This is a genomic window from Pseudomonas sp. M2, assembly GCF_015751845.1.
Classification (GTDB): Bacteria; Pseudomonadota; Gammaproteobacteria; order Pseudomonadales; family Pseudomonadaceae; genus Aquipseudomonas; species Aquipseudomonas putida_E.
The window spans coordinates 690,075-715,105 of sequence record NZ_JADOUD010000001.1 but is presented as its reverse complement, the minus strand read 5'-3'; the positions used below and the strand labels follow the sequence as shown (position 1 = coordinate 715,105).

The window sequence follows — 25,031 nt, the reverse complement described above, 5'->3', positions numbered from 1 at the left end:
ACAGGAGCTTCCCATGCAGCATTACGTAACGCCCGACCTGTGCGACGCCTACCCGGACCTGGTCCAGGTGCTGGAACCGATGTTCAGCAACTTCGGTGGCCGCGATTCATTTGGTGGCCAGATCGTTACCATCAAGTGCTTCGAGGACAACTCGCGGGTCAAAGAGCAGGTTGAGCTCGACGGCAAGGGCAAGGTTCTGGTGGTCGATGGCGGTGGTTCGCTGCGCTGTGCATTGCTCGGTGACATGCTTGCCGAAAAGGCTGCCAAGAACGGCTGGGAAGGCCTGGTGATCTATGGCTGCGTGCGTGACGTCGATGTGCTGATCCAGACCAGCGTCGGTGTGCAGGCGCTGGCCAGCCATCCGATGAAGACCGACAAGCGCGGTATCGGCGACCTCAATGTGGCTGTGACCTTCGCCGGCGTGACGTTCCGCCCTGGCGAGTATGTGTATGCCGACAACAATGGTGTGATCGTCTCGCCAAGCCCGCTGGAAATGCCGCAGTGATGCGCCGCACGCGCTGATGGAGCTTTGATGTTCGAGGAAGACAACGCGCAGTGGGGGCTGGTGCACGCCCTGGTGCTCGATGGTAAAGGCGGCGCGCGCTCGATCCCCCGGACCGAGCTGGACGATCTGCAGTTGCAGCCACAGCAAAGCCTGTGGCTGCACTGGGATCGCAGTCATCCCCAGACCCGTACCTGGCTGCAGCAAGAGAGCGGCCTGAGTGAGTTCGCCTGCGACCTGCTGCTGGAGGAAAACACCCGTCCGCGCCTGTTGCCGCTGGCCGATGAACAGCTGCTGTTGTTCTTGCGTGGGGTGAACCTCAACCCGGGCGCCGAGCCCGAAGACATGGTATCGGTACGTATTTTCGCCCAGGCGCGGCGGGTCATTTCGCTACGCTTGCGGCCTTTGCGCGCCAGTGACGAAATTCTCCGTCTGCTGGACGAGGGCAGGGGGCCCAGATCGGCGTCCGAGTTGCTGCTGCTGATGGGCGAATTGCTCACCGAGAAAGTGCAGGGTTTGGTCAACGATCTGTCGGAGCTGGTCGATCTGGAGGAAGAAAAGGTTGAATCCGACGAACGGTACAGCCCTGAGCACGGCAGCTTGCAGCAGATTCGTCGCCGAGCCGCCGGCCTGCGGCGTTTTCTCGCCCCGCAGCGGGAGATCTATGCCCAGCTGTCGCGCAGCCGCTGGAGCTGGTTCGCCGATGCGGACGCAGACTACTGGAACGAGCTGAACAACAGCCTGATCCGCTACCTGGAAGAGCTGGAGCTGGCCCGTGAGCGGGCCGCGCTGGTGCTAGAAAGCGAGGACCGGCGGCGCAGCGAGCGGATGAACCGGACCATGTACCGCTTCGGCATCATCACCTGCATTTTCCTGCCCATGAGCTTCGTCACCGGGTTGCTGGGGATCAATGTCGGCGGCATTCCGGGGGCGGAAAACCCCTATGGTTTCCTGTTTGCCTGTATCGTCGTTCTCGGGCTTGCGGTGGGGCAGTGGTGGCTGTTCCGACGGCTGCGGTGGGTTTGAATGCTTATTGGAATTCACCGGCCCTGTCGCTGGCAAGCCGGCCGCAACATGAGCCGAAGTGTGACCCGGTGTCTGTCGCTCTCGTCTCTGACTGACATTGCGCGAGGTGCACATGCACGATCCGTTTGAACAATCCCTGCGTGACCTGCTCAACGCGTCGCCGTCCGGTGAGGACCGTGACGACGCTGCGTGCCTGGGTCGCGTGCTGAAAACCGCCAACCGCCAGGTTGGCGCCGGTGACCTGTTCAGCCTGCTTGGCCGCTGGAGCCAGGCGCTGCTGATCGCCGTGAACAATGGCTCGGCGCATGTCGCGCCGGTGCGCCGCACTTCTGCCCGTAACGCTGCCGACGGCAGCAAAGCTGATAAGGCCGATTGAATATGGAACTCGATCTCTGGACCCAGAGCCTGGTCACTGCCATGACCGCCCTATGGACCAAGGTGGCGAACTTCATCCCCAACCTGTTCGGCGCGCTGGTCGTGGTGCTGCTCGGTTTCGTGGTGGCCAAGCTGCTCGATACGCTGTTGTCCAAGCTGCTGGCCAAGTTTGGTCTGGATCGCCTGATGGCCGGTACCGGCTTGACCAAAATGCTCAGCCGTGGCGGCATTCAGGTGCCGATCTCGACTTTGATCGGCAAGATCGTCTACTGGTTCGTACTGCTGATTTTCCTGGTCTCTGCTGCCGAATCGCTAGGCCTCGAGCGCGTCTCCGCAACCCTCGACATGCTTGCCCTCTACCTGCCAAAGGTATTTGGTGCGGCCTTGGTGTTGCTGGTTGGCGTGCTGCTGGCGCAAGTGGCCAACGGCCTGGTGCGTGGCGCTGCCGAAGGTATCGGCCTTGAGTATTCCGCAGGCCTTGGGCGCATTACCCAAGGCCTGGTGATCATCATCAGTATTTCGGTGGCGATCAGCCAGCTCGAGGTCAAGACCGACCTGCTCAACCATGTGATCGTGATCGGGCTGATTACCGTTGGTCTGGCCGTTGCGCTTGCGATGGGGCTCGGCAGTCGCGAAATCGCTGGGCAGATTCTGGCCGGTATCTATGTGCGTGAGCTTTACCAGGTCGGCCAGCAGGTGCGGATTGGAGAGGTCGAGGGGCAGATCGAGGAGATCGGCACGGTAAAGACGACGTTGCTGACCGATGATGGCGAACTGGTGTCGTTGTCTAATCGTGTGCTGCTCGAGCAACGCGTCAATAGCCGCTAATTGTCCAAAAGCTGTTAATGTATGCCGCCGCAGAAATCCGCCCACGTGGCCGAGCGGCGACATTGACCTGACTGTCGGCCAGATCCGTTTTGAATAAAGTTCATTCGCCGCCCATGCGTTACGACCCGCGCGAGCTCACCGACGAGGAGTTGGTGGCGCGTTCGCATGAGGAGCTGTATCACGTTACCCGCGCCTATGAAGAGCTCATGCGGCGCTACCAGCGGACCCTGTTCAACGTGTGCGCGCGTTATCTGGGGAACGACCGGGATGCTGACGATGTCTGTCAGGAGGTGATGCTCAAGGTGCTTTACGGTCTGAAGAACTTCGAGGGTAAATCCAAGTTCAAGACCTGGCTCTACAGCATTACCTATAACGAGTGCATTACCCAGTACCGCAAGGAGCGCCGCAAACGTCGGTTGATGGATGCCTTGAGTCTTGACCCTGTTGAAGAGGCGTCTGAAGACAAGGCACCCAAACCCGAAGAAAAGGGTGGCCTGGACAAATGGCTTGTGTACGTGAACCCGATCGACCGGGAAATTCTGGTGCTGCGATTTGTTGCGGAACTGGAATTTCAGGAGATCGCGGATATCATGCACATGGGCCTGAGCGCAACGAAAATGCGCTACAAGCGTGCGCTGGACAAGCTTAGAGAGAAATTTGCAGGTATGGATGAAACTTAGCCCCTTGCGAATATCTCTAACGAATCGGCAAGTTCTGCTAGACTTGCCGTCGAGTTGTCCGCCGGATTTTGGTGGGACTGCTTAACTATCACCAGATGGGGATTTAACGGATGAAATTGAAAAACACCTTGGGCTTGGCCATTGGCTCGCTCGTTGCTGCTACTTCGTTCGGCGTTCTGGCACAAGGCCAAGGCGCTGTCGAAATCGAAGGCAACGTGACCAAGCAGTACTACGACAGCGAGCGTAACTTCCAGAACGACGGCACCAACCCTGGTGTTCGCCTCGGTTACTTCCTGACCGACGACGTCTCCCTGGACCTGGGCTACAACGAGACCCACAACGCTCGTGGCGAAGTCTTCAACAAAGACATCAAAGGTTCCAAAGCCAAGCTCGACGCTACCTACCACTTCGGTACCGTAGGCGACGCGCTGCGTCCGTACGTTTCCGCTGGTTTCGCTCACGAGAGCCTGGGCCAGGCCACTCGTAGCGGCCGTGACCACTCCACCTTCGCCAACGTTGGCGCTGGCGCCAAGTGGTACATCACCGACATGTTCTTCGCCCGTGCCGGCGTAGAAGCCATGTACAACATCGACAACGGCAACACCGAGTGGGGCCCGACCGTTGGTGTGGGTCTGAACTTCGGTGGCAGCGGTGGCAAAGTTGCCCCGGCTCCTGCTCCAGTTGCTGAAGTCTGCTCCGACAGCGACAACGATGGCGTTTGCGACAACGTCGACAAGTGCCCAGACACCCCAGCCAACGTTACCGTTGACGCTGATGGCTGCCCGGCTGTTGCCGAAGTCGTTCGCGTTGAGCTGGACGTCAAGTTCGACTTCGACAAGTCGGTCGTCAAGCCTAACAGCTACGGCGACATCAAGAACCTGGCTGACTTCATGAAGCAGTACCCACAGACCACCACCGTGGTTGAAGGTCACACTGACTCCGTGGGCCCAGACGCTTACAACCAGAAGCTGTCCGAGCGTCGTGCCAACGCCGTCAAAGACGTGCTGACCCAGCAGTACGGTGTTGAGTCGACTCGTGTTGACTCGGTTGGCTACGGCGAAACCCGTCCGGTTGCCGACAACGCCACCGAAGAAGGCCGTGCTGTCAACCGTCGCGTTGAAGCTCAGGTAGAAGCCCAAGCCAAGTAATTGGTTGAAGCTTCACTGAAAAACCCGGCCTCGGCCGGGTTTTTCGTGTCTGGAGCATGTAGTTTCCAGGCAAGGCATTAAGCCGATGAACACCGCGTCATCCGGCTGCCGCCATCCGCTGATGGACCTCCAGGTTCCCTGCCACCTCGCCAATCACCAGGATTGCCGGGCTGCGCAAGCTGAACGCCCGCGCATCCTCCAGCATCCCCCGCAAGTCGCTGCGGCACTCGCGTTGCCCGGGCAGTGACGCATTCTCGATCATCGCCACCGGCATCCCCGGCGCCATGCCGCCGTCCAGCAAGCCCTGGCGAATCTGCTCCAGCCTCGCTACCCCCATGTACACCACCAGGGTCGTGCCACCCTGTGCCAGCGCCGTCCAGTTCAGCTCGCTGTCATCCTGGGTGTGCGCGGTCACCAGTGTCACGCCACGGCTGATCCCGCGTGAGGTAAGCGAAATGCCACACTGGGTCGCGCCTGCCAGGCCTGCAGTAATACCGTTTACCACCTCCACCTCGATGCCATGCCCTTGCAGCCACAAGGCCTCCTCACCGCCACGGCCAAAAATGCACGGGTCGCCGCCTTTGAGCCGCACAACGCAGCGGCCCTGCCGTGCGTGGCGCAGCATCAGGCGCTGAATGAACGCCTGGGGCGTGGAGCGGCAGCCACCCCGTTTGCCCACGGCGATCACCCGTGCCTGCGGGCAGTGTTCCAGCACGGCCGGGTTGACCAGGTCGTCGATCATCACTACATGGGCCTGTTGCAGCGCACGCACGGCTTTCAGGGTGAGCAGTTCGGGGTCACCAGGGCCGGCACCGACCAGCCAGACTTTCGCATTCATCAGGGTTTCCTCATCGGCAAGGCGTGCTCAGCCCTTGAACAGGCTGAACAGCAGTATCAGGTTGAGCAGCAGGGACAGCAGGGCCAGGGTGCGCCAGACCTTCAGTGGCTCCCGTTCAAGCAGTGGGCGTGGATGGCTGTAGAGCGCCTGGCGGTCACCCCGTTCGAGCAGCAGCAACCACTGTTCAGCGGTTTCGAAGCGCTGCGCCGGGTCCGTGGCCACGGCTTGCTGCAGGTTGTGCTGCAGCCATTCCGGCAAGTCGGGGCGATAGCGCGCGGCATTGACCGATTGGCCAAAGCGCGGGCGCTGGAAAGCTTCGACCTCGCCATAGGGGTAATGCCCGGTCAACAGGTGGTAGAGCGTCACACCCACTGCGTAGAGGTCTTGGCGCGGGCTCGGCGGCTGGCCGTCGAAGGCTTCCGGGGCGATGTACGAAGGCGTGCCGGGGAGTTCGTGGCGCGGGTCCTCGGACAGCCCTGGGCAGTACGCCAGGCCGAAGTCCAGCAGGCGCAGTTGGCCGTCTTCGCCCAGGTGCAGGTTGTCGGGCTTGATGTCACGGTGCAGCAGGTTGCGTCGGTGCAGCACACCAACGGCCTGCAGTAACTGGCGGGCCACTTCCAGCCACTGTGCCAGTGGCAACGGGCCCTGCTCGGCCAGCTGGGCGGCCAGGGTTCGGCCGCTGTGCTCGCGCATCACGTAATACAGGTGCTGGCGCTGGCTGGCGGCGTGCAGTTCGGGGAAATGGCGGCCGGCTACGCGGCGCAGGAACCATTCCTCAAGCAACAGCGCCTGGGCAGCGCCCGGCTCTTGTTCGCGTTCCGCGGGCAAGGTTTTCAGTAGCCACGGCTGGCCCTGGCTGTCGCGCACGCGGTACAACAGCGATTGGCGGCTTTGTGCCAGGCGCGCCTCGATCTGCCAGCCATCGATTGCCTGGCCTTCGCGCAGTTCGCGGGGTAAGGGCCATTGCTGCAGTTGAACCAGGGTATCGCCAAGGTTGGCCGTGCCCACGCGCTCGACCCGTACCAGCAGGGCGCTGGCATTGTCCTGGCTGCCATTGTGGTGGGCGCTGGCGACCAGTGTATCGGCGGCCAGTTGCAGGTCGGGCTGCTCGCGCAGTACGGCCTGGATGTGCTGGTCACCCAGGCTGGCCCAGACGCCGTCACTGAGCAACAGGTAGCACTCGCCGGGCTGCAGCTCACCGTCCAGGTAGTCCACCAGCAGGTGCTGGTCCAGGCCCAGTGCGCGTTTGAGCACATGCTGCATGCCGGGTTGGTCCCACACATGGTCTTCACTCAGGCACTGCAGGCGGCCGTCGTGCCAGCGATAGGCGCGGCAGTCGCCGACGTGTGCCAGGGTGAAGCGGCGTCCGCGCAGCACCAGCGCGCTGAGCGTGGTCAGCAGCGGCTGGCTGCCCTGAGCGCGCAGCCAGCGGTTCTGTGCCGACAGCAGGCGGTCCAGTGCCTGCGCCACGCCCCAGGTGGCGGGGGTGGCGTAGTAATCCATGGCCAGGGCCTGCAAGCTGGCACGTGCTGCAAGGCCGCCGTCAGCACATTGGCTGACGCCGTCGGCAAGGGCGAACAGGTAACCCTTGCTGGCGGCAAGCTCCGGCGCCGGGGTGACCAGGCGCAAGGCGTCCTGGTTCTCCTCGCGCGGCCCCGTGGCGCTGGCCTGGGCGAAACTCAGTTGCAGGCTCATCGGTTCGCCTCAGACCCGCGCCGCGGTGACCGCTGCAGAACCCCAGGTGGTGCGCCAGCGCTGCTTGACCCCGTGCAGTCCGAACCAGGCCAGCAGGCCCAGGCTGGCAAACAGCCACAGGCCCATCTGGTAGTCACCGGTGTGCTGCTTGATGGTGCCGAGCCCGGCTGCCAGCAGGAAGCCGCCGATGCCGCCGGCCATGCCGATCAGCCCGGTCATCACGCCGATCTCCTGGCGGAAGCGTTGGGGGACCAGCTGGAACACCGCACCGTTGCCCGCGCCCAGGCCGAGCATGGCGCTGACGAACAACGCCAGGGCCGCTGTGGCGCTGGGCAGGTTGAAGCCGACGGCAGCGATGCAGATGGCGGCCACGCTGTACATGCCAAGCAGGGTGCGGATACCGCCGAAACGGTCGGCCAGGGCGCCGCCCAGCGGGCGCATCAGGCTGCCGGCGAACACGCAGGCGGCGGTGTAGTAGCCTGCCGTGATCGGGCTGAGGCCGTACTGGTCGCTGAAATAGCCGGGCAGGGCGCTGGCCAGGCCGATGAAGCCGCCGAAGGTGACGCTGTAGAAGAACATGAACCACCAGCTGTCACGATCACCCAGCGCCTTGAGGTAGTCGGCCATGGCCTTTGGCTTGGGCCGTTGTGGTGCATTGCGCGCGAGCAGGGCGAACACCACGACCGTCACCAGCAGCGGGATCACGGCGAAACCGAACACGTTGTTCCAGCCAAAGCCTGCGGCCAGCACCGGGGCCAGCAACGCGGCGAAGACGGTGCCGGAGTTGCCCGCGCCAGCGATGCCCATCGCCTTGCCCTGGTGTTGCGGCGGATACCATTGCGAGGCCAGCGGCAGCGACACGGCGAACGAGGCGCCGGCAACACCGAGAAACACACCGAGCAGCAGGGCTTGCTCGTAGGTGTGCACGCCCAGGTACCAGGCACAGGCCAGGGCGACAATCACGATGACCTGGCCGATCAGCCCGGCGGTTTTCGGTGAGAGGCGGTCGACCAGCAGGCCCATGACAAAACGCAGCACGGCACCGGCGAGGATGGGTGTTGCGACCATCAGGCCCCGTTGCTGTGCACTCAGTTGCAGGTCGGTGGCGATCTGTACGGCCAGCGGGCCGAGCAGGTACCACACCATGAAGCTCAGGTCGAAATACAGGAACGCAGCGAACAGCGTGGGCACATGCCCGGATTTCCAGAAGCTGGTACTCATCGAACACCTCACTCGGCAATGCAACGGAAACGAAAAGACGCCGCTACCCGGTCCACTGGCATGGAGGGGTGAGCGACGTCTTTGTCGGGGTTTGTGGGCAACCGCCGTTGGCTACCGGTGCGATATCTTCAGCAAGAGCTGGGCCAACATTGTACGGTCGCCTGCTTACCCCAGCATCTCGTGCATGGCGATGATCTGCTCAGCCACCTGGATCAGCTTCTGCTGGCGGCTCATGGCCTGCCGGCGCATCAGGGTGTACGCCTGTTCTTCGTTGCAGTCTTTCATTTTCATCAGCAGGCCTTTGGCCTGCTCGATGCGCTTGCGCTCGGCCAGTTGCTGGTCGCGGGCCTGCAGCTGGGCCTTGAGCGCCTGGTCGCTCTCGAAGCGGGCCATGGCCACGTCCAGGATTGGCTGCAAGCGGGCGGCGTGGATGCCCTCGACGATGTACGCGCTGACCCCGGCCTGGATCGCCTGGCGCATCACCCCGGGGTCATGCTCGTCGGTGAACAGCACGATCGGCCGCGGCTGGTCGCGGCTCACCATCACCACCTGTTCCATCACGTCACGGTCGGGTGAGTCGGTATCGATCAACACCACGTCCGGGTGCACCATCTCGACGCAGGCGGGCAGGTCGATGGTCAGGTCTGGCGCCTCGATCACCTCGAAGCCGGCTTCGCGCAGTGCAGCCTTGAGGCGGCCGAGCTTGTTCTGGGTATCGTCGATCAGCAGGATGCGCAGCATGTTGGTGACCCTCACAGACCGATACGGGCATCGGGCGTATCGCCCAAGGCGTGCAGGCTGAAGCTGCGGGCGTAGCCGTATGGGTCGCTGCCATCCCAGCGGATACCGTCGATCAGCAGGCTGCTGCGCATGGGCGTGCCAGGGCAAGCCACGCCCAGCGCCTCGGCGGCTTCTTGGTAAAGCGCCAGCTGCTGGACCTGGCGCGCCACGCCGAGGTAGTCGGGATCATCGCGCAGCAGCCCCCAGCGACGGAACTGGGTCATGAACCACATGCCGTCGGACAGGTAAGGCACATTGGCCCGCCCCTGATCGAACAGGCGCAGGGCATGATGGTCCTGCCAGTGGTTGCCAAGGCCGTCCTGATACACCCCGAGCAGCCGCGGTTCGATGTTTTCAATGGGCGTATCCAGGTAGGCGCTGCCGCTGAGCAGTTGCGCGGTGCCGTGGCGATTTTCCTGGCTTTGTTCGATGAAGCGGCTGGCGGCGAGGATCGCTTTGACCAGCGCCCGGGCGCTGTTTGGGTACTGCTCGGCAAAGGTGCGGGCGCAGGCCAGGACCTTTTCCGGGTGGTCGGGCCAGATCGACTGGCTGGTAGCCAAGGTAAAGCCCTGGCCCTGCGCTACGGCGGCGCCTGCCCAGGGTTCGCCGACGCAGAAGCCATCGATCCGGCCAGCCTGGATGTGCGCCATCATTTGCGCCGGTGGCACCACCACGCTATTGACGTCGTGCAGGGGGTGAATGCCTTGGCTCGCCAGCCAGTAATACAGCCACATGGCATGGGTGCCAGTGGGGAATGTCTGGGCGAAGGTCAGTTTTGCACCCTGCTGGTGCACGTGACGTGCCAGTGCTTCAGGTGTGGTCACAGCCTTGCGCTGAAGGGCGGGGGAGAGGTTGATGGCCTGGGCATTCTGGTTCAGCCCCATGAGCACCGCCATGTCGCTGGCCGGCACCCCGCCGATGCCCAGGTGCACGGCATAGACCAGGCCATAGAGGCAATGAGCGGCATCCAGTTCACCGCTGGCCAGTTTGTCGCGCAGGCCGGCCCATGAGCCCTGGCGTTTGAGGTTGAGTGTCAGGCCGTGTTGCTGGGCGAAGCCCTGGGTGGCCGCTACCACAACCGAAGCACAATCGGTCAGGGCCATGAAACCGATATCGAGGCTGGGTTTTTCTGGCGCATCGCTGCCGTTGACCCATGCCAGGGGTGATGTATTCACGTAGATCCTCGCCTGTACTGAATAGGCTGTGTGCAGGCGATGTAGCAACGCATGTGCCAAGGCGCTGTCATGCCGGCCGCACGCTGGCTATAATCGCAACCTCACTCACCCCTGAGCCTTGCCCGCCCATGTATACCCTGGCCCGCCAGCTGCTGTTCAAGCTTTCCCCGGAAACCTCCCATGACCTGTCCCTGGACCTGATCGGCGCCGGTGGCCGCCTCGGGCTCAACGGCGCGCTGTGCAAGCAGCCGGCGGCATTGCCGGTGTCGGTGATGGGCTTGAACTTCGCCAATCCGGTCGGCCTGGCGGCAGGCCTGGACAAGAATGGCGCGGCCATCGATGGCTTTGCCCAGCTGGGCTTCGGTTTTGTCGAGATCGGCACCGTGACCCCGCGAGCGCAGCCGGGCAACCCGAAGCCGCGCTTGTTCCGCCTGCCAGAGGCCACGGCAATCATCAACCGCATGGGCTTCAACAACCTGGGCGTCGATCACTTGCTCGAGCGGGTGCGCGCCGCGCGTTATGACGGTGTGCTGGGCATCAACATCGGCAAGAACTTCGACACCCCGGTAGAGCGCGCGGTCGACGATTACCTGATCTGCCTGAACAAGGTCTATGGCCACGCCAGCTACATCACCGTGAACATCAGCTCGCCCAATACCCCAGGCCTTCGCAGCCTGCAGTTCGGCGATTCGCTCAAGCAGCTGCTCGATGCCCTGGCCGAGCGCCGCGAACAGCTGGCCGGCGAGCATGGCAAGCGTGTGCCGCTGGCGATCAAGATCGCGCCGGACATGAGTGATGAAGAAACTGCGCTGGTGGCGGCAACGCTGATGGAATCGGGCATGGATGCGGTGATCGCTACCAACACCACCATGGGCCGTGAAGGTGTGGAAAACCTGCCGTATGGGGGGGAGGCGGGCGGCCTTTCCGGTGCACCGGTACTGGAAAAGAGCACCCATATCGTCAAGGTGCTGTCGGCCGAGCTGGGCGGCAAGATGCCGATTATTGCTGCTGGGGGTATCACCGAAGGCCGGCATGCCGCAGAGAAGATTGCCGCTGGCGCGAGCCTGGTGCAGATCTACTCAGGCTTCATCTATAAAGGGCCGGCGCTGATCCGTGAGGCAGTGGATGCGATCGCCGCAATGCCGCGGGCATGATCACGCAGGCATAAAAAAGGGCCCCGTCAAGGGGCCCCTGGGCCTTAGCCCGCCGCCCGGATGGGGCGTGCATGGTGACTCGAATTCAGTGTCCTCGTTCAGCCAACGGCGTGATTTTCGTTGAGTCTATGGATGCCAGCGGTGCCAGTCATTCCGTCCCAGTTATCACCGCGACCTTCACGCCAGCCGTTGATCCAGGCTTGGCGAACAGAAGGAAGATTGAAGGGGCAAAGTTCGCGGGATTTGCCGGTGACCCCATATTGGTAGCCACGTGAATATGCTCTTTCCAACGGATCACGCTTAAGTCTTCTCATAGGGTGTTGCCCTCACTTGTTGACTGTAATGTCCCGTCGGCCTCTCCGAGGCCGGGCAGAGTCTTTCTGCCGGTTTGCGCCCGCTGCCGGCGTGGCGGGCTGAAAGTGCCACTTCGTTGCGAAGCGGCCTGAGACCAGTTCTAACGAATGCGAGTCACCGAGGGAATGATCGATTTGTCATAAGCACGTAACGTTTCCAAGGGTGAAGGGATAAGTAAATAAATGCGACTCAACCTTGTTTGGCGTTGAGCCCGCTATGGCCGGGGTTTGCTGAACCTTGACGTCATTTCGCCAGCGTTGCGCTGCGATGAAAGAAATATTTGGTAATGCGACGAAGGGTCACATCGACCCTGAAGTCGACAGAAATTTTTTGTACTGCCTGATGATCTAAGCTGTCTCTGCCACTGGCGAGAGCAGATCGATCAGGCGGCCCGGCCCATCAGCTGCTGCATACTGCGCAGATCAAGGCCACTCGGACGCTTGCTGGAAGGGCGTTCGGGCAAACATCGGCGGGGCGATGCGTCGCTTCGTCACTCAAATAGCCCAAGGCTCTGGAATACACATGTCGGACCGTTTCGAACTTTATCTCACCTGCCCCAAAGGCCTGGAAGGCCTGCTTGCCGAAGAGGCCAAGGGCCTGGGCCTTGACGATGTGCGCGAGCACACCTCGGCCATCCGCGGCGCGGCCGACATGGAAACCGCCTACCGCCTGTGCCTCTGGTCGCGTCTGGCCAACCGCGTGCTGCTGGTGCTCAAGCGCTTCAACATGAAAAATGCCGACGACCTTTACGATGGCGTGAACGCTGTCGACTGGGCCGATCACCTGGCGGCCGACGGTACCCTGGCGGTCGAGTTCAGCGGCCATGGCTCGGGCATCGACAACACCCACTTTGGCGCGCTGAAGGTCAAGGATGCCATCGTCGACAAACTGCGCAATCGTGAAGGTCTGCGCCCATCGGTAGAAAAAGTCGACCCGGACGTGCGTGTTCACCTGCGTCTGGACCGGGGCGAGGCGATTCTTTCGCTCGACCTCTCCGGCCACAGCCTGCACCAGCGCGGCTATCGCCTGCAGCAAGGTGCTGCGCCGCTCAAGGAAAACCTGGCCGCGGCGGTGCTGATCCGTGCCGGCTGGCCACGCATCGCCGCCGAGGGTGGCGCCCTGGCCGACCCGATGTGCGGTGTAGGCACCTTCCTGGTCGAAGCGGCGATGATCGCCGCCGATATGGCACCTAACCTCAAGCGCGAGCGCTGGGGCTTCAGCGCCTGGCTTGGCCATGTGCCGGCCACCTGGCGCAAGGTTCACGAAGAGGCTCAGGCCCGTGCACAGGCCGGCCTGGCCAAACCGCCGCTGTGGATTCGCGGCTACGAGGCAGACCCGCGGCTGATCCAGCCGGGGCGCAACAACGTCGAACGCGCAGGCCTGAGTGAGTGGGTCAAGATCTATCAGGGAGAAGTCGCCAGCTTCGAGCCGCGCCCGGATCAAAACCAGAAGGGCCTGGTCATCAGCAACCCGCCCTACGGCGAACGCCTGGGTGACGAAGCCAGCTTGCTGTACCTCTACCAGAACCTCGGCGAGCGCCTGCGCCAGGCGTGCATGGGCTGGGAAGCTGCAGTGTTCACCGGTGCGCCGGAGCTGGGCAAGCGCATGGGCATCCGTAGCCACAAGCAATATGCGTTCTGGAACGGCGCGCTGCCGTGCAAGCTGCTGCTGTTCAAGGTGCAGCCTGACCAGTTCGTTACCGGTGAACGTCGCGAGGCCCAGGCCGATAGCGGTGATACCCGCCGACCGCTGCCGGTAGCCAGTGAGCCTGCACGCCTGTCCGAAGGCGCTCAGATGTTCGCCAACCGCCTGCACAAGAACCTCAAGCAACTGGGCAAGTGGGCCCGCAAGGAACAGATCGGCTGCTACCGCGTATACGATGCCGATATGCCTGAATATGCCTTGGCGGTCGACCTCTATCAGGATTGGGTACACGTACAGGAGTACGCTGCGCCGCGCTCGATCGACCCGGAAAAGGCCCAGGCGCGCCTGCTCGATGCCTTGTCGGCGATCCCCCAGGCGCTGGGCGTCGACCCGCAGCGCGTGGTGCTCAAGCGCCGTGAGCGGCAGAGCGGCACCCGCCAGTATGAGCGCCAGGCCACCGAAGGGCGCTTCCATGAGGTCAGTGAAGGCGGCGTCAAGCTGCTGGTCAACCTCACCGACTACCTCGACACTGGCCTGTTCCTCGACCACCGCCCAATGCGCATGCGCATTCAGCGCGAGGCCGCCGACAAGCGCTTCCTCAACCTGTTCTGTTACACCGCTACGGCCAGCGTGCATGCCGCCAAGGGCGGTGCGCGCAGTACCACCAGCGTCGACCTGTCCAAGACCTACCTGGACTGGGCGCGGCGTAACCTGTCGCTGAACGGCTTCTCCGAGCGCAACCGCCTGGAGCAGGGTGATGTCATGGCCTGGCTGGAAGCCAATCGCGACACTTACGACCTGATCTTCATCGACCCGCCGACCTTCTCCAACTCCAAACGTATGGAAGGCGTGTTCGACGTGCAGCGTGACCACGTGCAACTGCTCGACCTGGCCATGGCGCGCCTGGCGCCCGGTGGTGTGTTGTACTTCTCCAACAACTTCCGCAAGTTCCAGCTCGACGAGCATCTGGCTGCGCGCTACGTGGTAGAGGAAATCACTGCGCAGACACTGGACCCGGACTTCGCCCGCAACAACCGTATCCACCGCGCCTGGCGCCTGCAATTGCGCTAAAGCGACAGGCAACATTGCGTCGCTAATGGCCAATAGCTATAACTCAGCACAGGGCCATGATTTTCGCAGGACGCTGACGTGACGAGATCGATCTATGTCGAAGTATGGCGTGCGTGCGAAGGTGCTGGGCCTGTGCAGCGAGGCGATGGCTGCCTGGGCAGTGGCATTGGTGGCGTTGGTGGCCGGCAGCTTGCTGTCGATTGCCCTGGCGCTGGCCACGCATGCGTTTTACAAGCAGCAGCTGCGCCAGCGCTTCGAGCTGCTGGCCAGCGAGCGCTATAGCCGTATCGCCGAGCGCTTCGACGACCAGGAACAGCGCCTGGACAGCTTGCGGCGCTTTTTCAGCTTCTCCAACGACATCACTCCACGTGAATTCGACGGCTTCGCCCGCCCCCTGCTGCGGCGCACCCAGGCTTACTCCTGGGCGCCGCGGGTCGAGGGCGCGCAGCGGCGCGACTTCGAGCGCAAGGCCAGTGCCGCCTTGGGGCAGGCCTACCTAATCCGTGACCTGGACGAGCGCGGTAATTGGCACCCGGCGCCGCCGCGCGATCACTACTTCCCGGTGCTTTACACCCAGGCAACCCAGATGCAGGGGCAACCCTACGGGCTGGACCTGCGCGGCCAGGCGGTACGTGACCAGGCCCTGATGCGTGCCTTGGAACCCGGCAGCATGGCAGTGTCCGCGCCGCTGGACATGATAAGTGTGGCACCGGGCTACGCCCGCGGGCTGTTGATGGTGGCGCCGGTATTCTACAGCGCGCAGGCCGGCAACCCCGCAGGGTATGTCATGGCGCTGCTGAACGTGCGGCAACTGATCACGGACGGCTTGCCGGCCATTGCCCAGGACAATCTGGTGGTGCGGATCGTCGATCCAAGTGGGCGCAATGGCCATGAGCTGTTGTTCGACTCGCAGAACCCGGCCGCGCCGTTGGCGTTGGTCAGCACGCAGCTGTTGCACCTGGCCGACCATCATTTCCAGCTTGATATCCGCCCAAGCCAGGTGTTCATGCAGGCCAACCGCTCCTCTGCGGCGCTGGCGGTGGGCTTGCTCGGTGGCCTGCTAAGCCTGTTGCTCAGTGCCTTGCTGTACAACCTGTTCAGCCAGCGGCAACGTGCGCTCAAGCTGGTGGAGCAGCGCACCGCTGAGTTGCGCGTCAGTGAGCAGTCGTTGCGCGAGACGCATAATCAGCTGCGCAGTGTGCTCGATGCCGCTACCCAGGTCGCTATCATCGCGACCAGCCTGAAGGGTGTGGTCAGTACTTTCAATGCCGGTGCCGAGCGCATGCTTGGCTACGCGGCCAGCGAAGCGGTCGGGAAACTGCAACTGGAAGACTTGCTTCTGCCAGAGGAGCTCAGCCTTCGCGCCCATGCCTTGGGCCTGCGCTACGGGCGCCACATCGATGGTGGCCAGGCGATGTTCGCCGAGACCATACAAGAGGGTGGCGCGCAGCCAGGCGAGTGGACTTTGGTGCGCAAGGATGGCAGCCAGTTGTTGGCCAACATGCTGGTGACCGCGGTGCTTGACGAGCAGGGGCTATGGGTAGGTTACCTGGCGATTTGCATCGATGTCACCGAGCGCCGTCGGGTGCACGAGGCGTTGGCAATGCGTGATCGGCTGCTGGAGAAGCTCAGTGCCGAGGTGCCGGGCGGCATTTATCAGTATCGCCTCGACGCTAATGGCCACTCGTGTTTCCCCTATGCCAGTCAGGGCCTGTTCGATATCTACGAGGTCGACCTGCAGTTGCTGCGCGAGGACGCCACAGTGGTGTTCGAGCGCATCCATGCCGATGACCTGGAGCGCGTTCAACGCTCCGTGCGCTACTCGGCCGAACACCTGTCCCCTTGGCGTGAAGAGTACCGTGTGTGCCTGCCCAGGGCCGGGTTGCGCTGGGTGCGCGGGGAGGCGACGCCGGAAGTCGGTGAAGACGGTTGCACGCTTTGGCATGGCTACCTGACCGATATTTCCGACCTCAAGGGCGTGGAGGAGGACTTGCGGACCTTATCGGTGACCGATGCTCTGACCGGTATCCACAACCGCCGCTACTTCCAGGAGCGGCTGAAGGCCGAACTGGACCGCGCCCAGCGTGATGATCAGGAACTGGCAGTGATCATGCTCGACATCGACCATTTCAAGAGGATCAACGACCAGTACGGTCATGCCGTGGGGGATCATGTGTTGCGCAGCCTCTGCCAGCGTATCGGCCAGCGTCTGCGGCGTACGGACGTATTCTGCCGGCTTGGCGGTGAAGAGTTCATGGTGCCTTGCCCTGGTAGCAATGCTGAACAGGCGCGGCTCCTGGCGATGGAGCTGTGGCAAGGGGTGCGCAATTTGCCTGTCGACGGGGTTGGCAAAGTGACTGCAAGCTTTGGCGTGGCCGGATGGCGCCCGGGGGAGGGGGCCGATGCCTTGTTGCTGCGGGCTGATGCCGGCGTCTATGCGGCCAAGCAGGCAGGCAGGGACCGTGTCGAGGCAGAGTTGAGCTGAGCGGGCAGTACGGGCCTCATCGCCGGCTTGCCGGCGATGAAGTTGGTATTTGCCCAAGTCAGATCATGGGTTGACGCCTACCGTCCGGTTAGCGGCTTTGGGCTGGCGATACAGGTCCAGCAGTACCTGGTCGAGTACCTGCGATGCCCCCCAAGGTTTCGGGTCGTTGAGAATCGCCGCCACTGCCCAGGTATTGCCGTTGCTGTCACGGCTGAAGCCGGCAATGGCGCGTACGGTATTCAGGGTACCGGTCTTGATGTGGCCTTCACCGGCCAAGGCGGTACGCTTGAGGCGCTTGCGCATGGTGCCGTCCATGCCCACCAACGGCATTGAACTGATGAATTCGGCGGAGTAGGGGCTATTCCACGCCGCCTGCAGCAGTGCGGCCATTTCGCGCGTGCTTACCCGTTCAGCGCGCGACAGGCCAGAGCCGTTTTCCATCACCAGGTGGGGCGCGGTGATACCTTTCTTGGCCATCCACTGGCGAACCACGCGCTGGGCTGCGCGGGCATCGTCGCCATCGGCATCGGTACGGAACTGTGCGCCGAGGCTCAGGAACAGCTGCTGGGCCATCGTGTTGTTGCTGTATTTGTTGATGTCACGGATCACCTCCACCAGGTCGGGCGAGAAGGCCCGTGCCAGCAGGCGAGCGCCCTTGGGTACGTTTTCGATGCGGTCACGGCCCTGAATGCTGCCCCCCAGTTCGTTCCAGATCGCGCGCACGGCACCGGCGGCGTAGGTTGGGTGATCGAGCAGCGCGAGGTACGTCTGCGAGTTGCAGCCATCGCCCAGCTGGCCGCTGACCACGACATTCATGCCATCGGCTTGAGGCACCGGGTTGTAGCGTACATCGCCAGTGCATTTTCTGGAGGCAACTGCCTTGACCTGATTGTCGATGCGAATGCTCGCAATGGGTGGCTCGACGGCGACGGTTACCTTGCCGCCATCGTTGCGGGCGACGAAGCGCAGGGCCTTGAGGTTGACCAGCAAGGAGTCGGGCTTGACCAGGAAGGGCTTGTTCACGTCACCGCCGTCATCATTGAAGTGCGGCAGGTTGGGCTGTACGAAGTGGCTGCGGTCCAGCACCAGGTCACCGGTAATGGTGCGAACGCCGTTGGCGCGCAGGTCACGCATCAGCAGCCATAGCTTCTCCATGTTCAGCTTCGGGTCACCGCCGCCCTTGAGGTACAGGTTGCCGTTGAGCACGCCGTTGCTCAGGGTGCCATCGGTGTAGAACTCGGTCTTCCACTGGAAAGTCGGGCCGAGCAGTTCGAGGGCTGCATAGGTGGTGACCAGCTTCATGGTCGAGGCCGGGTTGACCGAGACATCAGCGTTGAACACGGTCGGCGTGCCGGGGCCATTGAGCGGCAGCATCACCAGCGACAGTGCTGTGTCCTGCAGTTTGCTGGCTTTGAGCGCCTGCTGAACCTTGGGGGGCAGCGTGGTGTTGACGGCTGCGGCCTGGCTGGGCAGGGCGAACGGCAGGAGCATGCCGGCGAGAACGAGGGGGCGGAGCGATTTGATCATATGAGATTCATACCCTGCGGACGAGGGAAAAAGACATAGGGGCTGTATGAGATGATCGCCCCTCTACGAAATATAGTGCGCATTATGCCCCAAGCGCCGCGCTCATGCGCCACGTTCGACGGAAAAGCGCCGTTGTACTGCGGAAACTGTTAAAGTGCCGCGCGTTATTACTCAAGAGGATTGTTTCATGGCTACCAACCGTTCCCGTCGTCTGCGCAAGAAGCTGTGCGTTGATGAATTCCAGGAGCTGGGTTTTGAATTGAACCTGGGTTTCAAGGAAGACCTGTCCGACGAAGCCATCGATGCCTTCCTCGACGCCTTCCTGGCAGAAGCCATGGACGCCAACGGCCTGGACTATGTCGGTGGTGATGATTTCGGCCTGGTCTGCCTGGCAGAGCGTGGCTCGGTCAGCGAAGAGCAACGCGCCACTGTCGAAGCCTGGCTCAAAGGCCGTAGCGAACTGACCTCCATCGAAGTCAGCCCGCTCTTGGACGCCTGGTATCCGGAAAAGCCGATCAACCCGGCTTCCTGATGCATGGCTGAAGCGGCGCCCGCTCGGGCGGCCGCTTCATCAAGGCTTGGTCAGTTCTCTGGCCAAGGCTTTCTCTACGCGGCGCATGTGCCGTGCCAAAGCCTGTCGCCGCAGTTTCAGCTGTGATGCGGGCAACCCGCTTTGTTCAAGGGCCTCACAGGCCGCCATCAAGTGCTGCGCTTCCAGCATCCGCGCCGCGCTGAGGATCTTGTGTGCCTGCTCGCCGACGGCCTCGGGTTCGACGTCAGGGTCCAGGCCCATGAGCGTTGCCAGGTCCTGCTGCAGGCTCATCAGCAAGGCCTTGAGAAACAGTTCACGGTCGTTGGGGTTGTCGCCAACGATACTGTTCAGACCTTTGATATTGAACGGTACCTTCGTTGCGGCCTGCTCCCGTTTGGGAGCGATATTCGCCAGGCGTTGGCTGAGTGTGCGCAGGCTGATGGGTTTGAGCAGGCAGTCGTCCATGCCGACACTGAGGCATTTTTGCCTGACTTCGGGCTGGGCGTTGGCGGTATAGCCCAGGATCACGCAGTGAGGGCGCCCGTTTTGGCGTTCTTCTGCGCGCACGGCGGCCGCGAGCTGATAGCCGTTCATGTGCGGCATGTTGCAATCGAGGACGATCACGTCGAATTGCCCTTCACGCCATTTTTCCAGGCCTTCGCGGCCATCGCTGGCAGTGGCCTGGCTCAGGCCCAGGTACCCCAGCTGTTGCGCCATCAGCATCAGGTTGGCCGGGTGGTCGTCGATCACCAGCACCTTCAACCGGGCATCGGGTACATCCATGTCATCGGCTTCCAGCACCTGCGGCGGCAGTGCGTCGACACGTTGCAGCGGTACGCTGAAGCGAACCTGCGTGCCGAAATCCGGCACGCTCTTGATACTCAGGCTTGCGCCCATCATTTCGCACAGGCTACGGCAGATGGCCAAGCCCAGGCCCGTGCCTGCGCGAGCCCCCTGGCTATGCGGGTTGGCCTGAACGAAGGGGTTGAACAGGCGTTGCAGGTCATCGTCGTGAATGCCAATGCCGGTGTCACGCACTTCCAGGTCAAGGCTTGGGGGCGCTGACGGGGCTTCTTCGCGCAGGCTGAGGCTGATGCGCACCTGGCCCTGCCCGGTGAACTTGATGGCATTGCTGATCAGGTTGGACAGGATCTGCTTGAAACGCAGTGGGTCGAGCAGGACGTGGCAGCGTGCGCTGGAGTCGATGACGACGTCGAAGGCCAGGCCTTTTTGCCGTGCCTGGCCATCGAACACGCGGCTCACCGATTCGACCAGCGCCGCAAGGTCGACAGGCTCGGGCGCAAGGGACAGGTGGCCGGACTCGATACGCACGATATCCAGGATGTCACCGATCAGGCCCAGCAGGTCCTTTGCCGAATGGTGGGCGACTTCCAGCGAGGTGCGATCGATCTGCCCTTGATGGGCACGCTTGACCGCCAGTTCGAGCATGCCGATGACCGCGTTCATCGGGGTGCGAATCTCATGGCTGATAGTAGCCAGGAAGGTACTCTTGGCGCGGTTGGCATCATCAGCCAGTTGCTTGGCCTCGCGCAGCTCCTGCACCAGCTTGCGCCGCTCGCTGATGTCGATCCAGCCGCCGATGATGCCCTGGACTTCACCGAGTGAATCACGGTACGGCAGTATCCAGTGGTAGATCGTGATTTCGCGATCCTTGAGCCGCAAGGGGCGGTCGATGATCAGCGGAACCCCGGCCGCCATCACCTGCAGATAATCGGCATGGATCTGCCGGGTACTTTCCGAACCCGCGAACAGGCTGTCTTCCAGGCGCCTGCCTATGACCTCGTCGTGGGTCGCCTGCACCGCTTCCAGATAACTGGCATTGCAGCTTTGCAGGCAGCCCGCCCTGTCCCGCACGTACATGGGGTGCGGGGTGCCATTGAGCAGTGCGCCCATGAACTCCAGCTGATCGTTCAGGGCGCGCTCGGCGTGCTGGCGCTGTTTGATCTGGCGGCGCAACCGGGCGTTCCACAGCAGCGCCGCCAGCAGGAGCAAAGCGGTCCCCAGCAACACTTTCAAGGCAAGGCGCCTGAAGCCTAGCCAATTGCTGTCATCATGCTGGCTGTAACCACTCCAGCGGTTGTTGATCACCCCCAGTTCTTCCGGCGAAATGCTCAGCAGCGCCTTGTCCAGAATCGATGCCAACTCTGTTGCCTGCGCCGAGGTGGCCATGGCGAAGCTCGCAGGATCGGTACCGACCGTGCTGCGGATGACCAGTTTGGCGTTACCTGCTATGGCGTGGTTGGCATCGATCAAGGTCGTGATGACGGCATCGACTGCGCCACTGCTCAACAGTGCCATGGAATAGTAGGGGCTTTCGGTCTCGATCCAGCCGGTCTGCGGATACCGGGTTGCCAGCAGTTCGGACATCTCGCTGTAGCGGGTGATGGCGATGCGCCGGCCCTGCAGTTGTTCCAGTGAAGTGTACTGGGGCGTTTCGGTGCGCGTGACCAGCACATAGGTGCTTTCCAGGTAAGGTCGGCTGAGTTGCAAGTGCTCCTCGCTCATGTCATCCACGGCAAGCGCTGCGATCATGTTCACGCGCCCGTCCTCAAGCCGGGCGATCATCTCGGCAATGCCGTTGGCACGCTGAACGTCGAAGCGCAGCCCTGTGCGCAGGCGGATCAGATCCAGCAGGTCGGCGGTAATCCCGCGGAAATGGCCATTGCCGTCGAAATAGGACAGCGGTGCGGCCGTCTCGTCGATAGCCACCTGCATCACAGGATGGCGGCGCAACCACTGCTCCTCTTCGGCCGTGAGCTGCAGCTTCCGGTCGCTCAACAGTAGGTCGCTGCCGGCGCTCCAGCGTTTGAAGATGCTGGCGCGCACGGCGGCTGGCTGGCGCTCCAGGGCCAGGTTCACCAGGTCCTTGAGATGGGTATCCTGGGCGCGCATTGCAAAACTGAAACCGACGCTCTCATGTTTGCCGAAGCTTGCCATGCGCAGGCGCGGCAGGTGACCGCGGTTGAGCTGATAGTGAGTGGATATGGTATCGCCGATGAATACGTCAGCCTGCCCGAACGCGACGGCATTGAGGGCTTGGGAAGACGAGCCGAAGGCCAGCAGTTCGGCTTGGGGATATAAAGTGCTGACTTCTTCTCGGGGCAGGTAGTGATACAACATGCCCAGACGCATGCCGCCCATGCCGCGATTGAGCGTACGGCGTTCGTCTTCGCGGGTCACCAGCACCGGCTGGTCGACGGCATAAGGGTGCGAAAGCGCCAGGCCTTCGCTCGCTGCTTCATAGCCATTGGCGCTGCCGAGCAAGTCGATATCCCCCTTCTTGAGCGCCTCTACTGCAGCTTGCCGGTTGGGATAGCGCAACACTCGAATCGGCACCTGCAGTACCTTGCCGATCAGGCTGGCATATTCGGCGGTGAGTCCTTGATAGTCGCGCCCGCCACTGGTTATGTCGAAGGGCGGATAATCCGGTGCTGACGTGCCCAGCTTCAGGTATTGCCGGCCCATCAGCCATTCCCTCTGTGGCGCGGTCAGTGGCGGCGTTACCGGTGAGGCAGAGGAGCGGGCAAGAAGGGAATACGGTACCGCCTCAAGCTGAGAAGCCTGCGCTGCGCAGCAGGCCAATGACAGTGCAAGGGCCAGCCAGGCAAGGAGTTGCGCCATTTGACACCTCAGACCAGCGCGTTGCGTTTGGCCATCTCGATAAGGTCGACCAAGGTGTCGACCTGGAGTTTCTGCATCAGGCGCTTCTTGTAAGTGCTGACGGTTTTGTTGCTGAGAAACATGCCTTTGGCAATTTCCTTGTTGCTGCGCCCTTGGGCGAAAAGTTGCAGTACCATGAGTTCGCGATCGTTGACCTGCCGGAAAAGCCTGAGATCGGTGTCTGCTGTTTCGTGGCCCGTGTGGATGGCCTGGCTGGGAAAGTAGTTGTATCCGGCCAGTACCGCCTTGATAGCGCTGAGCAGTTCGCTCAGGTCTTCCTGTTTGCATACATAGCCTGCCGCACCTGAGTGCATGCAGCGCACGGCGAACAGCGCAGGCGATTGCGCGGTCAGGATCAGTACCTTCAGCGGCAAGGCCATGGTCTGAAAGCGCGAGAGGACCTCGAGGCCATCAAGCTTGGGGATGCTGATATCCAGAATCACGAGGTCGGGCATTGTTTCGCGGATCATCTGCATGGCGTCCACGCCATTGTCCGATTCGCCTACGACTTTGTAGTTCTGGTTTTCAAGCAGCATACGGACAGCCAGGCGGATGACCGGGTGGTCATCGACAATAAATACGGAGTGCATGTTCAACTTCCCTGCGGCGGATGACGAGGCAGGGGGCACATTAACCCAGTTGCATCTGACATGGGGTGTGAAGTGTGGCGATTAAACGTATATGGGAAATGGCTTACAGCAGAAAGCAATTAGAGCTACGAAGTGTAATGATCTGAATCAGTGTCAAAGGACTCTTGGTAACTTTTTGTTTTGTAAATATTCGTTCTGTTTAACAAGTGGCGGCAGTTGTAGGAAATATCCCTCAATATAATGGGCCGCATGCGCAAAGGCATGCGGCAGTACCCAGGTTCAGGTCGGGCTGGACCGCCCGGTCATCTCGCGGGCCATTTCGCTGGCATAGCTGTCGGTCATGCCGGCGATGAAATCGATCATGCGCAGGTAGGCTTTGTGCAAAGAATCATGCGGGTGTGGGGCGTTGTTACCAATCAGATCGAGTACGCGGCGGCTCTTGAAGGAGGGGGTGCGCCCGCCATGCTGCTCAAGGGCCGCAGCACAGAACGTGTTGAGGAGGATTTCCAGGGTGGTGTAGGCACCGATTTCGTGCAGCGTCTTGCGCTTGTCCTGGAATATCTTGTTGCGTGCCATGTCCTTGGCCTGAAGCACGCAGCGCTTGGCCGGGCCGTGCATGTGCTCGACCAGGTCGCCACTCAACTGCCCGGCAAGCAATGCCTGCTGTTGCTCGACGAAGGCGCTCGCGGCGGCGTTGGTCAGGTGCTCGATGGCTTTGCCACGCAAGATGGCCAGCTTGCGTCGCCGCGAATCTGCAGGGCCAAGCTGGCGATACGTTTCTGGCAAGTCATCGCCCACCAGGTCGAGCAGCAGCGCCTCCACTTCGGCGTACTGCAGCAACTCCATCTCCAGGCCGTCTTCCAGGTCGATCAGGCCGTAGCAGATGTCATCGGCTGCCTCCATCAGGTAGACCAGTGGATGGCGCGCCCAGCGCTGCTCCTCAAGTAACGGCAGGCCGAGCTTGTGCGCGATCTGTTCGAGCAGCGGCAACTCGCTCTGGTAGCAGCCGAACTTATGCTTCTTGTACCCCAGGGCATCAGCGTGCCGGGCGGTCCAAGGGTATTTGAGATAAGTACCGAGGGTCGCGTAGGTCAGCCGGGTACCGCCGTCGAACTGGTGATACTCAAGCTGGGTGAGCACGCGAAACCCTTGGGCGTTGCCTTCGAAGTTGAGGAAGTCGCCGCGCTCGTCATCCGTCATGTCATCCAGCCAGCCGCGCCCTGCAGCCTGCTGGAACCAGTGGCGGATGGCATCTTCGCCTGAGTGGCCGAACGGCGGGTTGCCGATGTCGTGGGCCAGGCAGGCGGACTGCACGATCATGCCCAGATCACTGGGTTCACACCAGTCTGGCAGGCTGTCGCGCAGCGTTTCGCCGACGCGCATGCCCAATGAGCGCCCTACGCAACTTACCTCGAGGGAATGGGTCAGGCGCGTGTGAATATGATCGTTGCTGGAGACGGGGTGGACCTGGGTCTTGCGCCCCAGGCGGCGGAACGCGCCTGAGAAGATGATCCGGTCGTGGTCTTTGTGGAAGGGGCTGCGCCCCAGTTCATCGGGGCTGTACAGGGCTTTGCCCAGGCGCTCGCGGGTGAGCAGGGTGTGCCAGTCCAAGGCTCGCTCTCCTGTAGGTCGAATGGCGTAGCTTCCGGTGTCGCGCAGGGCTATGCAAGCGGAAAATCGATACCGGCCTGATCGTCGGCAAGCCGTCTCTCACAGGTGCTTGCC

General features: G+C 62.2%; 20 protein-coding genes. 10 read left to right on the top strand and 10 right to left on the bottom strand.

Annotation, left to right across the window (positions count from 1 at the left end):
* Positions 1-13: 13 nt before the first annotated feature.
* The 6 genes from rraA (at position 14) to IWW33_RS03455 (ending at position 4,559) form a co-directional block, all read left to right on the top strand.
* Complete coding sequence (gene rraA / locus IWW33_RS03480) at positions 14-505, top strand: ribonuclease E activity regulator RraA (protein WP_012313510.1); 492 nt, start codon at positions 14-16, stop codon at positions 503-505.
* 27 nt (positions 506-532) lie between these two features.
* On the top strand, positions 533-1,528 hold the full coding sequence (locus IWW33_RS03475) for a zinc transporter ZntB (protein ID WP_046786497.1): 996 nt from the start codon (positions 533-535) through the stop codon (positions 1,526-1,528).
* 112 nt (positions 1,529-1,640) lie between these two features.
* Positions 1,641-1,904 (top strand): CrfX protein, encoded by a 264-nt coding sequence (locus IWW33_RS03470; RefSeq protein ID WP_115275429.1) that lies wholly within the window; start codon positions 1,641-1,643, stop codon positions 1,902-1,904.
* 2 nt (positions 1,905-1,906) lie between these two features.
* Positions 1,907-2,731, top strand: coding sequence for a mechanosensitive ion channel domain-containing protein (locus IWW33_RS03465; protein ID WP_012313513.1), 825 nt, complete (start codon positions 1,907-1,909; stop codon positions 2,729-2,731).
* Positions 2,732-2,844: 113 nt separating this feature from the next.
* Entirely contained in the window at positions 2,845-3,411 is a 567-nt protein-coding gene (gene sigX / locus IWW33_RS03460; protein ID WP_039603739.1) for an RNA polymerase sigma factor SigX, read from the top strand.
* 110 nt (positions 3,412-3,521) lie between these two features.
* The gene (locus IWW33_RS03455) at positions 3,522-4,559 is read left to right on the top strand and encodes an OmpA family protein (protein ID WP_039603738.1); all 1,038 of its coding nucleotides are present in this window, start codon (positions 3,522-3,524) and stop codon (positions 4,557-4,559) included.
* Positions 4,560-4,656: 97 nt separating this feature from the next.
* Here IWW33_RS03455 and cobA read toward each other — a convergent pair whose 3' ends face one another.
* From cobA to IWW33_RS03430, 5 genes are all read right to left on the bottom strand, one after another.
* Complete coding sequence (cobA, locus tag IWW33_RS03450) at positions 4,657-5,397, bottom strand: uroporphyrinogen-III C-methyltransferase (RefSeq protein ID WP_174141795.1); 741 nt, start codon at positions 5,395-5,397, stop codon at positions 4,657-4,659.
* Between the two features lie 27 nt (positions 5,398-5,424).
* Complete coding sequence (locus IWW33_RS03445) at positions 5,425-7,092, bottom strand: bifunctional protein-serine/threonine kinase/phosphatase (protein WP_196914198.1); 1,668 nt, start codon at positions 7,090-7,092, stop codon at positions 5,425-5,427.
* Positions 7,093-7,101: 9 nt separating this feature from the next.
* Positions 7,102-8,313, bottom strand: coding sequence for a nitrate/nitrite transporter (locus IWW33_RS03440; protein WP_046786493.1), 1,212 nt, complete (start codon positions 8,311-8,313; stop codon positions 7,102-7,104).
* 165 nt (positions 8,314-8,478) lie between these two features.
* Positions 8,479-9,054 carry an ANTAR domain-containing protein gene (locus IWW33_RS03435; protein ID WP_039602393.1) on the bottom strand — a complete coding sequence of 192 codons (576 nt, stop codon included), beginning with the start codon at positions 9,052-9,054 and terminating at the stop codon, positions 8,479-8,481.
* Positions 9,055-9,065: 11 nt separating this feature from the next.
* Positions 9,066-10,268: a CmpA/NrtA family ABC transporter substrate-binding protein gene (locus IWW33_RS03430; protein WP_115275427.1), complete on the bottom strand. Its 1,203-nt coding sequence runs from the start codon at positions 10,266-10,268 to the stop codon at positions 9,066-9,068.
* A 128-nt stretch (positions 10,269-10,396) separates the two neighbouring features.
* On the opposite strand from IWW33_RS03430, the gene IWW33_RS03425 reads away from it, so the two are divergent.
* A complete protein-coding gene (locus tag IWW33_RS03425; RefSeq protein ID WP_046786491.1) occupies positions 10,397-11,422 on the top strand; it encodes a quinone-dependent dihydroorotate dehydrogenase in 1,026 nt (341 codons plus the stop codon).
* A 98-nt stretch (positions 11,423-11,520) separates the two neighbouring features.
* Here IWW33_RS03425 and IWW33_RS03420 read toward each other — a convergent pair whose 3' ends face one another.
* Entirely contained in the window at positions 11,521-11,736 is a 216-nt protein-coding gene (locus IWW33_RS03420; protein WP_003248687.1) for a ribosome modulation factor, read from the bottom strand.
* Positions 11,737-12,298: 562 nt separating this feature from the next.
* On the opposite strand from IWW33_RS03420, the gene rlmKL reads away from it, so the two are divergent.
* Both rlmKL and IWW33_RS03410 read left to right on the top strand, forming a co-directional pair.
* A complete protein-coding gene (gene rlmKL / locus IWW33_RS03415; RefSeq protein ID WP_046786490.1) occupies positions 12,299-14,491 on the top strand; it encodes a bifunctional 23S rRNA (guanine(2069)-N(7))-methyltransferase RlmK/23S rRNA (guanine(2445)-N(2))-methyltransferase RlmL in 2,193 nt (730 codons plus the stop codon).
* Positions 14,492-14,585: 94 nt separating this feature from the next.
* Entirely contained in the window at positions 14,586-16,976 is a 2,391-nt protein-coding gene (locus IWW33_RS03410) for a diguanylate cyclase (RefSeq protein ID WP_196914197.1), read from the top strand.
* Between the two features lie 63 nt (positions 16,977-17,039).
* Here IWW33_RS03410 and dacB read toward each other — a convergent pair whose 3' ends face one another.
* Positions 17,040-18,503 carry a D-alanyl-D-alanine carboxypeptidase/D-alanyl-D-alanine-endopeptidase gene (gene dacB / locus IWW33_RS03405; RefSeq protein WP_046786488.1) on the bottom strand — a complete coding sequence of 488 codons (1,464 nt, stop codon included), beginning with the start codon at positions 18,501-18,503 and terminating at the stop codon, positions 17,040-17,042.
* 187 nt (positions 18,504-18,690) lie between these two features.
* Between dacB and IWW33_RS03400 the strand changes: the two genes are divergently transcribed.
* A complete protein-coding gene (locus tag IWW33_RS03400) occupies positions 18,691-19,035 on the top strand; it encodes a YggL family protein (RefSeq protein ID WP_012313525.1) in 345 nt (114 codons plus the stop codon).
* A 39-nt stretch (positions 19,036-19,074) separates the two neighbouring features.
* Here the strand turns inward: IWW33_RS03400 and IWW33_RS03395 are convergent, their stop codons facing one another.
* From IWW33_RS03395 to IWW33_RS03385, 3 genes are all read right to left on the bottom strand, one after another.
* Positions 19,075-22,677 (bottom strand): transporter substrate-binding domain-containing protein, encoded by a 3,603-nt coding sequence (locus IWW33_RS03395; protein WP_174141793.1) that lies wholly within the window; start codon positions 22,675-22,677, stop codon positions 19,075-19,077.
* Positions 22,678-22,685: 8 nt separating this feature from the next.
* Complete coding sequence (locus IWW33_RS03390) at positions 22,686-23,306, bottom strand: response regulator transcription factor (protein WP_046786486.1); 621 nt, start codon at positions 23,304-23,306, stop codon at positions 22,686-22,688.
* 279 nt (positions 23,307-23,585) lie between these two features.
* Positions 23,586-24,917, bottom strand: a complete 1,332-nt coding sequence (locus IWW33_RS03385; RefSeq protein ID WP_046786485.1) for a deoxyguanosinetriphosphate triphosphohydrolase — start codon at positions 24,915-24,917, stop codon at positions 23,586-23,588.
* Positions 24,918-25,031 lie beyond the last annotated feature (114 nt).

What these genes read in the sequence shown, in the direction of transcription:
- sigX (WP_039603739.1), top strand. Translation starts at nt 2,845, where the DNA reads ATGCGTTACGACCCGCGCGAGCTCACCGACGAGGAGTTGGTGGCGCGT.
- IWW33_RS03435 (WP_039602393.1), bottom strand. Translation starts at nt 9,054, where the DNA reads ATGCTGCGCATCCTGCTGATCGACGATACCCAGAACAAGCTCGGCCGC.
- IWW33_RS03455 (WP_039603738.1), top strand. Translation starts at nt 3,522, where the DNA reads ATGAAATTGAAAAACACCTTGGGCTTGGCCATTGGCTCGCTCGTTGCT.
- IWW33_RS03475 (WP_046786497.1), top strand. Translation starts at nt 533, where the DNA reads ATGTTCGAGGAAGACAACGCGCAGTGGGGGCTGGTGCACGCCCTGGTG.
- IWW33_RS03420 (WP_003248687.1), bottom strand. Translation starts at nt 11,736, where the DNA reads ATGAGAAGACTTAAGCGTGATCCGTTGGAAAGAGCATATTCACGTGGC.
- IWW33_RS03395 (WP_174141793.1), bottom strand. Translation starts at nt 22,677, where the DNA reads ATGGCGCAACTCCTTGCCTGGCTGGCCCTTGCACTGTCATTGGCCTGC.
- IWW33_RS03390 (WP_046786486.1), bottom strand. Translation starts at nt 23,306, where the DNA reads ATGCACTCCGTATTTATTGTCGATGACCACCCGGTCATCCGCCTGGCT.
- IWW33_RS03445 (WP_196914198.1), bottom strand. Translation starts at nt 7,092, where the DNA reads ATGAGCCTGCAACTGAGTTTCGCCCAGGCCAGCGCCACGGGGCCGCGC.
- rraA (WP_012313510.1), top strand. Translation starts at nt 14, where the DNA reads ATGCAGCATTACGTAACGCCCGACCTGTGCGACGCCTACCCGGACCTG.
- dacB (WP_046786488.1), bottom strand. Translation starts at nt 18,503, where the DNA reads ATGATCAAATCGCTCCGCCCCCTCGTTCTCGCCGGCATGCTCCTGCCG.
- IWW33_RS03465 (WP_012313513.1), top strand. Translation starts at nt 1,907, where the DNA reads ATGGAACTCGATCTCTGGACCCAGAGCCTGGTCACTGCCATGACCGCC.
- IWW33_RS03440 (WP_046786493.1), bottom strand. Translation starts at nt 8,313, where the DNA reads ATGAGTACCAGCTTCTGGAAATCCGGGCATGTGCCCACGCTGTTCGCT.
- IWW33_RS03425 (WP_046786491.1), top strand. Translation starts at nt 10,397, where the DNA reads ATGTATACCCTGGCCCGCCAGCTGCTGTTCAAGCTTTCCCCGGAAACC.
- IWW33_RS03410 (WP_196914197.1), top strand. Translation starts at nt 14,586, where the DNA reads ATGTCGAAGTATGGCGTGCGTGCGAAGGTGCTGGGCCTGTGCAGCGAG.
- IWW33_RS03400 (WP_012313525.1), top strand. Translation starts at nt 18,691, where the DNA reads ATGGCTACCAACCGTTCCCGTCGTCTGCGCAAGAAGCTGTGCGTTGAT.
- rlmKL (WP_046786490.1), top strand. Translation starts at nt 12,299, where the DNA reads ATGTCGGACCGTTTCGAACTTTATCTCACCTGCCCCAAAGGCCTGGAA.
- IWW33_RS03470 (WP_115275429.1), top strand. Translation starts at nt 1,641, where the DNA reads ATGCACGATCCGTTTGAACAATCCCTGCGTGACCTGCTCAACGCGTCG.
- cobA (WP_174141795.1), bottom strand. Translation starts at nt 5,397, where the DNA reads ATGAATGCGAAAGTCTGGCTGGTCGGTGCCGGCCCTGGTGACCCCGAA.